The sequence below is a fragment of the Streptacidiphilus jiangxiensis genome (genome assembly GCF_900109465.1).
GTDB classification, from domain to species: domain Bacteria; phylum Actinomycetota; class Actinomycetes; order Streptomycetales; family Streptomycetaceae; genus Streptacidiphilus; species Streptacidiphilus jiangxiensis.
In genome coordinates this window covers 20,264-27,561 of record NZ_FOAZ01000045.1, presented here as the reverse complement: position 1 = coordinate 27,561, position 7,298 = coordinate 20,264, and the positions used below count along the sequence as shown (strand labels likewise).

Here is a 7,298-nt window from a genome sequence, read left to right as displayed (position 1 = left end):
GGGGGGCGGAAGGGCTGCCGCCCTTCCAATGGCCCTGACGGGCCATCAACACCGCGTCACGCCATGCGGCGTGACAGTGCGTCAGTTTCCGTGTCACGCCTACGGCGTGACCGATCGTGGTTCCTCAGAGCCGAAGGCCGGCCCCATCCGGGCCCGTGCCAATTCCCAACGTTGGTGGGCGAGTTGACGCCGCGCCCTGCCGGGCGCTGAGGATGGAGGGGCCGCGCATCCGCGCGGCCAGACGGGACGGGACGGGCTGCCGCCCGCCCCCGGAAGTGACACGTTTCCCCGGTACCACCACCCCCGCCCAACCCACCCCAAGCCACCCGCCGAGCAGTCCCGTGCCTACGGCACGGAACCGGGCCCCCAGCACGGCCCTGACGGGCCACCAGCAGCCCGCACAGGGCCCATGCAGGCCCACCCCAGACACAAGGCCCCCGCCCCCGCCCACACACGACACACCCCCAACACGCGACCGCCCCTCCCCTATCACTCCAGGGCAGGCGGACGCGCACAGGGGATGTCAGCCCCGAAGGAGGCGTCACCACCCCAACTGATCAGGGGAGATGCCAAGTCGAGGAAGACGGGGGCACAGCCCGTTTCACGGGGTGTTTCACGGGGTGTTTCACGCCCCGTCTCATGGGCTGTTTCACGGGCCGTTTCACGGTCGAAGTGCGAGCTGAACGAGTGATCTCCTGCGCCACCACCGAAATTGGTTTGCGGTCACCCCGACCCCATGTCAGTATTTGTTACAGAGTTCCTCGCCAGCACCGAGGGGCCCGCCGAAGCCTGTTGGACAACCGAAAGGACTCCCCAAGTGGAGATCATCATTGCTCAGGCCCGCGTCTCCTCCATCGCCCGTGGCCCGGAGTCGGCGCAGGCGGACACGGCGCGCCGGATCGCTACCTTCCTGCCGCTCCCGTCGCTGCTGGCCGGGGCCCGCGTCCTGCACGACAAGGACGAGAACATGACCGCGCTTCAGGTGCCGACGCTGGCCGGGCCGGTGCTGGTGGTGATGCCTGCCGCCGAGGAATTCGAGTACGTGATCATCTTCGAGGGCGAGACCGGCCGCCGGATCATCGGCAGCGTCCGCGAGGACCGCCGCGTCAAGACCAACGCCGCCCGCGTCGTCGCCTACCGCGTCGCCGAGTTCCTGCGCACCCGCCGTCTCGTCTGACCCCAGCGGGGGGCACATCGGAGAAGTAGGCAGGTCGGGGGCCGCTCGAAAATCGGTGGCCCTCACCTAAGCAAGTATCTATTATGAAGTTGTCGAAATGGCACTCCGACAACGACGATCACCGCAAGGAGAACCACCATGCAGGAGCTGACCACCCGCGCCGTCGTCGTCACCCCCGGCCCGGACGGCACCGGGGCCGCCCGTAACGCCGAGCTCAGGGACCTCGTAAAGGCCCTGACGCACCAGCACGCTCGCAAGGCAGATCACGTCGTGTCCGCCGGGCGGATGCGCGCCGAGGGCGGAAACCTGCTGATGACCGGCCACGCGCCGCTGCTGAGCGCCGAGGGCGTCACGCTCACCGACCAGGCGTTGCGGCCCACGTCTGTGGCCGACGAGGGGATCGCGGAGAAGTTGCGGATTCCGCTGGCCTACCTGCGGCGCATGCGTGCGGAGCTGCCCGCGCTGTACGACGCGAACGTGAACGGGTGGCTTGAGGCCGACCCGTCCCGCAAGCTCATGCTGCGGACGTTCACCTCCGGTGACGGGGACGGCGGCGTCGGGGTGCTGCGCGCGGTCCTGTCCGACAGCTACCGGCGGATCGACAACTTCGACGTGCTGGTCTCCGCGCTGGAGGGCATCCAGCAGACCGGGCACGAGATCAACATCACCGGATGCGACCTGTCCGACCGTCGCATGGTCGTCCGGATCGAGTCCCAGTCCGTACGTGTGATGGCCCCCGAGCTCTTGAAGGGGTACCGGTCCCCGTTCAACGGCCAGACCGGGGACGAACTGCCGATCGTGTCCGCCGGCTTCGTGCTCGCGAACAGCGAGGTCGGGTCCGGTGCCTACACCCTCACCCCGCGCATCGTGGTCCGCGTGTGCCGGAACGGGCTGACCATGGCCAAGGACGCCTATCGGGCGGTGCACATCGGGGCGCGCATGGACGAGGGGCTCATCCGGGTCTCGGAAGACACCGACGCCAAGCACCTCGCTCTGATCCAGGCCCAGACCCGCGACGCGGTCTCCACGTTCCTGGACCGGGAGTACGTGGAGACCAAGCTCCGCGCGATCGAGCGGGAGGCCGGGCGCGAGGTCGCCGACCCCGCCAAGACCATCGAGACGATCAGCAAGAAGCTGCGGTTCTCCGAGGCGGTGCAGCAGTCGGTGTTGAACCACTTCATCCGGGGCGGGCAGCCAACGGCCGGGGGCATCCTCCAGGCCATCACCGCCACCGCGCAGACCATTCAGGACGCGGACGCCGCGTACGAGCTGGAGGCCCAGGCGCTGGCCGCCATGGCGCTGGTCTGACCCACCCCAGCACCGCCCCGGCCGCCGAGCCGGTCCGGCGCGCACGCGCCCACCCCATGACTTCCCCGTGTCCCCCGGCCGCGCGCCGGGGGACCAGCCCCGCCCTGCCCAGGAGGCAACCCACATGACCGATCACCGCTCCCTCACCGCCGGTAACCCGATGAGCCAGCGCGCCGCTGACGTACTCGCATGGGCACTCGGAAGCCCGCTTCCCGACGACGCCGAGCGCCCCGGCCCGGCCGCGCCGGTCGAGGACGCTGCCCTGGCCGATGCCCCCGGGACGGCCGCACCCGAGGAGCAGCCCGAGCACGGGCCCGGCCCCCACGCCGGCATCGAGCCCCCGGCCGTGCCGGAGCTGGAGCGCTCCACCGAGGAGAGCACCCCGACCCCGGAGCCCAAGGAGCTCGCCGAGGGTGGCGCGGAGCGCCCGCACGCCGCGCCGGATTGGACGCGGAGCCACATCGGGCGCGCATGGGAAGACACGGAGATTGAGAATGTGTGCCCATGCCCGCAGGAGGCGTGCGGACTCATCGACCCGATGCGTGCGGCCCCGGAGTGCGACCAGCATGGCCCGGGCACCGCCAAGACCATGCGCCAGGGTCACCGGGCCGACCAGTGCCCCGGCCCGCGTCCGAAGATCACGCCCATGGAGGCGCTGCGCCAGCGCGCCGACCGGGCCCGGAGCGAACTGCACCGGCTGGGAGCGGTGGAGCGCCGCCAGGTGCGCGAACTGCGCTTCACTCGTAACGGCATCGCCTCGGCTCGGGCCGAGCTGTCGCGGGTCGTCGACGCCCTGTTGGCGATGGTGGAGGAGCTGGCCCAGACACCGGCCACCGCGCCCGCACCAGCAGCCGAGCCGTGCCCGGCCCCCGACCAGGCTCCGGGGCGACCGGCCCCGCTCGCCATCGAGCCGCCCGCCCACCCGGAGGCCCGCGCCGCCGAGCCGGTCGGGGCCGCCGAGGAGCGCGAAGCGCTGCTGCGGGTGCTGGACAACCAGGCCGCCGACATCCACCCCAAGTTCGGCCCGTACGGACCGTACCCGCACACGCGCACCGGAGAGGCTCGCACCGACTGGGTCGCCTCATGGCTGGGCCATGCCCCCGCCGCACGGTTCCAGGGCGAGCAGCTGACCGACGACGGGTGGCAGCGCGCGCCGCTGACCGACCCGGACGGCGAGACGTCCGCCTTCACCGTGGCCCGCACGCTCGCCACGCTCCGCAACGGCACCCCGGTGCAGTGGGCCCCCGACGGCGCCGTCTCCGTGCCCGGCTTCCGCTGGACCCCGGTGGCCGACTGCCAGCCGCTCCCGGTCGGAGACCGCATCGCGTGGGCGGAGCTGTTCACCGGGGCGAGCGCCCCGCTCACCGCGCCGGACACCAGTTGGAAGACCGAGCCGGGATGGGCGTCCGCCGCCGCGCTGCGCGACGCCCTGCGTGGACTGCCCGCCGACACTGCCAGCGTGCGGGACGGAGTGCTCAAGCTCTACGCCCGTGACCGGGTCTTCCGCTTCACCCCCCGCCGCTGACCCCCGCCTGGGGCCGCCCCTGCCGGGCGGCCCCAGGCCGAACGCGAAAAGGCCGGCCGCCCCCGGCTACTGGCCCGCCGGACCGGACCGGCGCGCCCATGCACCGCCCCACCACCCGCGAGGAGTTCCCGTGTCGACCACGCTCGCCCGCACGCTGGGCCCCTGCCCCACCCCTGACGGCCTCTCCGACGAGTGCGCCCGCTGGGTCGCGTCCTGGCTGGGCGACGCCGCCAACCACCCGCTGTTCCGCATGGAGGTCACCGGCCCCACCGGCTGGACCGTGCACCCGTTCGCCGACCCGGACGGGCACATGCCCGCCGCCCACGTCGCCGAAGCGCTCGCGCTCATGGCCCCGCGCACCACGGTGCTGCGCACCGGGCAGAGCATCACCGCGACCGGCCCGGCCCCGCACGAGCACGTGCGGATCCGCTGGACCGCCGTGCCCGACGCCCGCCCCTACGTGCCGGGCGAGCAGGTGGACTGGGCCGCGACGTTCACCGGGGACGGCTGGGAGTCGGCGCTCATCGTCCAGAGGGAGCGGCACGCCTGGCAGCCGTTCCCGGACCTGGCTCGCGCCCACGTCATCCAGAAGCTGCTGTCCGGCACGTGCTGCTGCCCCGACGGGGCAACCGCGACAGTCGACGCCGCTGGAGTCATCAAGGTCTACGCCGCAGACGGCGGGATCCTCCGCCTCACCCCGCATGCCTGACGCACTCCCGCCCGTCGCGGGCGCGACCACCGCGCCCGCGCGGGCCCCACCCACCCGAAGGAAACCTAGTGCTGACCCTCACCCACACCCGCGACGACGGAACGGTTCTCACCTGCCCGCACCCGCCCGCGATGGTCGCCGCCGCGCTGCGACAGATCGGCTGGAAGACCCGCACCGACGGGCATCGGCGACTGCGCGGCAGCGCCGGACGCGCGGCCGACGAACGCCGCATCCGCCTCACTCGCAAGGCGTTGCACCGCCGCGGATTCACCGTGTTGCCCGCCCGCACGCCCGCCCCCGGGCGCTGGGCGCGCGCATCACGCCGCTGACCCCGGCATCACTTACCCCATGAGGAGGACTGCATGACCACCACCAACCAGCCCGAACCGGGCACGCCCACCGCGTCGATCACGCAAGCGCCATGCCCGCGCCGACCCTCTCCCAGGTCCTCGACGCCATTCGCACGAACGCCAGCCGCGAGGACTTGGACATCCTGCTGCTGCTCATCGGCAAGCGCCGTGAGCTGCTGTCGCTGGCCGACAGCGCACTCATCCGGGAAGGGGCGCAGGCGGAGATCCGCAACCTGCGGCCGGCCTACCTCAGCGGCCTGACCGGAACGGTCACCGCGCTGGAGCGCTACGGCAGCAAGGTCATCGCCACCGTGACCCTGGACGCCCCCTCCGCTGCGCGAGCGGCGAAGGCCAGCAAGGGCCGCTACACCAGCGTCGTGGACAGCCTGCCGATCGGCTGCCTCACCCCGCGCTGACGCCTCCGCAGGACCGTCCCCCAGTCTCCAGGCAGCCCACCTGGCGGGACATCAGAGCAGGTCAAGGGGTCACTGAAAATCAGTGGCCCCTATCATCAGAGTATCTATTATTGAACGTGTCAGGGGATGGCGCCCCCGCTACGACCAAGCACCGCACCGAAGGAGGCCCACCGTGGCCAGCACCACCAGCAGCACCGACCCCCGGGTCGAGTCGGCCGAGACCGTCGAAGCGACCCGCCCGGCCGCGATCGGCACGCTGATCGAGGTCCACCCCGACCACCTCGCGGTCGACCCGGCCAACGTCCGCAAGGACAACGCCGAGCCCAGCGCCGAACTGCTCCAGTCCGTCGCCGAGGTCGGGGTCCGCGAGCCGATCGGCGTGCGCTCCGGCCCCGGCGGCGCGTTCTGGGTGTTCAAGGGTCAGCGGCGGATGCTCGCCGCGCAGGCCGCTGCCGCGAAGGCGCGCAAGAACGGAGAGCCGGTGCGGCTGGTGCCCGCGATCCTCGACGAGCTGGACGAGGAGGCCGACGCGGTCCTGTTCTCGCTGGTCGAGAACAAGCACCGCGAGGAGATGACCGCTCGCGACGACGTCAACGCCGTCTCCCAGCTCTCCCTGCTCACCGACGACAACATCGCCCGCCGCACCCGCGCCGCGAACGCGCTCGGCCTGACGCCGGACCAGGTCATGGCCGCGCAGCGTGCCCGCCAGCTGACCCCGAAGTCGCTGACCACCGCCACGGCGTCCGGCTACGACCTGGAGCAGATGGGCGACCTGGTCGAGGTCGAGAAGGTCCCGAACGCGACCACCGTGCTGGACCAGGCGAAGAAGGACGACGAGCGCACCGGCGGACGTGGCCACTGGGAGCACGCGATGTCGCGGCTGCGCGGCGACCTGGGCGTGATCGAGCGGGCCGCCGCCGTTCGCGCGGAGCTGGGCGCGGCGAAGATCAAGATCGTGAGCCCGCAGCCGTACTACAGCGGCTACGGGGAGAAGCCGAAGGACCGGGAGCTGTCCGAGCTGCGCACGCAGTTGGGCGGGCCGGTTCTGCCGGAGAAGCACGCCGGCTGCCCCGGTCACGCCGCCCGGATCGACAGGGCCACGGGCGAGGCGGTGTTCCTGTGCCTGGACCCGGTCGCCCACGGGCACAAGGTGCCGAAGAAGGCCGCCAAGCCGCGCAGCGAGCAGGAGAAGGCCCGCCACGCGAGCGTCGTCGCGCACAACCGGGCCTGGCGTGACGCCCGCCCGGTGCGGCACAAGTTCATCGCCGAGCTGGTCGCGCGGCCGAAGGTCTCCGAGGCGGTGCAGTTGTTCTGCCTGTCCCACCTTCTCCACCAGAACGAGGGCAGCAGCCGCTACGCGGACAGGGGCGAACTGGCCTACGCCGCCGGGTTCCTCGGCGTGCCCGAGCCGAAGACCGGCCGGTGGAACAAGCCCTTCCAGGGCGCGATCACGAAGGCGATGAAGGGCCGCCGGAGCGCGAACCTGCTCTTCGCCCACGTCGCCGCCGTCGTCGAGTTCGACATGGGCGACCGCGCCTGGGAGGACGGGAGTGCCCAGGTCAAGGAGTGGCTGCGGTTGCTCGCCGCCGAGGGCTACACCCTGTCCGAGGTCGAGGCCGAGATCACCGGCCCCCTGCGGGGGCCCGCCGCCAAGGGCTCGCCGAAGAGCCCGGCCACCGCCCGCACCAAGCTCGCCACGGCCGCCTGACCAGCCCAACTCCCCCACACCGCACACGGGGCCGCTGCCGTCGGGCATCGGCCCCGCCCACTCCCCCGACCGATCCCGCGCCCGCACCGGGCGCTGCACCGCCGT

7 protein-coding genes are annotated in these 7,298 nt (G+C 72.3%); all 7 read left to right on the top strand.

Annotated features, from left to right (window positions below):
• Positions 1-817: 817 nt before the first annotated feature.
• The 7 genes from BMY61_RS41640 to BMY61_RS41610 all read left to right on the top strand — a co-directional run bounded on the left by BMY61_RS41640 (position 818) and on the right by BMY61_RS41610 (position 7,193).
• Complete coding sequence (locus BMY61_RS41640; protein ID WP_042459572.1) at positions 818-1,177, top strand: hypothetical protein; 360 nt, start codon at positions 818-820, stop codon at positions 1,175-1,177.
• 138 nt (positions 1,178-1,315) lie between these two features.
• Positions 1,316-2,485 carry a DUF932 domain-containing protein gene (locus BMY61_RS48215; protein WP_042459569.1) on the top strand — a complete coding sequence of 390 codons (1,170 nt, stop codon included), beginning with the start codon at positions 1,316-1,318 and terminating at the stop codon, positions 2,483-2,485.
• A 124-nt stretch (positions 2,486-2,609) separates the two neighbouring features.
• On the top strand, positions 2,610-4,010 hold the full coding sequence (locus BMY61_RS41630; RefSeq protein ID WP_042459566.1) for a hypothetical protein: 1,401 nt from the start codon (positions 2,610-2,612) through the stop codon (positions 4,008-4,010).
• Positions 4,011-4,140: 130 nt separating this feature from the next.
• Complete coding sequence (locus BMY61_RS41625; RefSeq protein WP_042459563.1) at positions 4,141-4,719, top strand: hypothetical protein; 579 nt, start codon at positions 4,141-4,143, stop codon at positions 4,717-4,719.
• Between the two features lie 68 nt (positions 4,720-4,787).
• Positions 4,788-5,048: a hypothetical protein gene (locus BMY61_RS45705; protein ID WP_042459560.1), complete on the top strand. Its 261-nt coding sequence runs from the start codon at positions 4,788-4,790 to the stop codon at positions 5,046-5,048.
• A gap of 92 nt (positions 5,049-5,140) precedes the next feature.
• The gene (locus BMY61_RS41615) at positions 5,141-5,485 is read left to right on the top strand and encodes a hypothetical protein (protein WP_052439491.1); all 345 of its coding nucleotides are present in this window, start codon (positions 5,141-5,143) and stop codon (positions 5,483-5,485) included.
• Between the two features lie 172 nt (positions 5,486-5,657).
• Positions 5,658-7,193, top strand: a complete 1,536-nt coding sequence (locus BMY61_RS41610) for a ParB/RepB/Spo0J family partition protein (RefSeq protein WP_052439490.1) — start codon at positions 5,658-5,660, stop codon at positions 7,191-7,193.
• The last annotated feature ends 105 nt before the right edge of the window (positions 7,194-7,298 follow it).

What these genes read in the sequence shown, in the direction of transcription:
- BMY61_RS48215 (WP_042459569.1), top strand. Translation starts at nt 1,316, where the DNA reads ATGCAGGAGCTGACCACCCGCGCCGTCGTCGTCACCCCCGGCCCGGAC.
- BMY61_RS41630 (WP_042459566.1), top strand. Translation starts at nt 2,610, where the DNA reads ATGACCGATCACCGCTCCCTCACCGCCGGTAACCCGATGAGCCAGCGC.
- BMY61_RS41615 (WP_052439491.1), top strand. Translation starts at nt 5,141, where the DNA reads ATGCCCGCGCCGACCCTCTCCCAGGTCCTCGACGCCATTCGCACGAAC.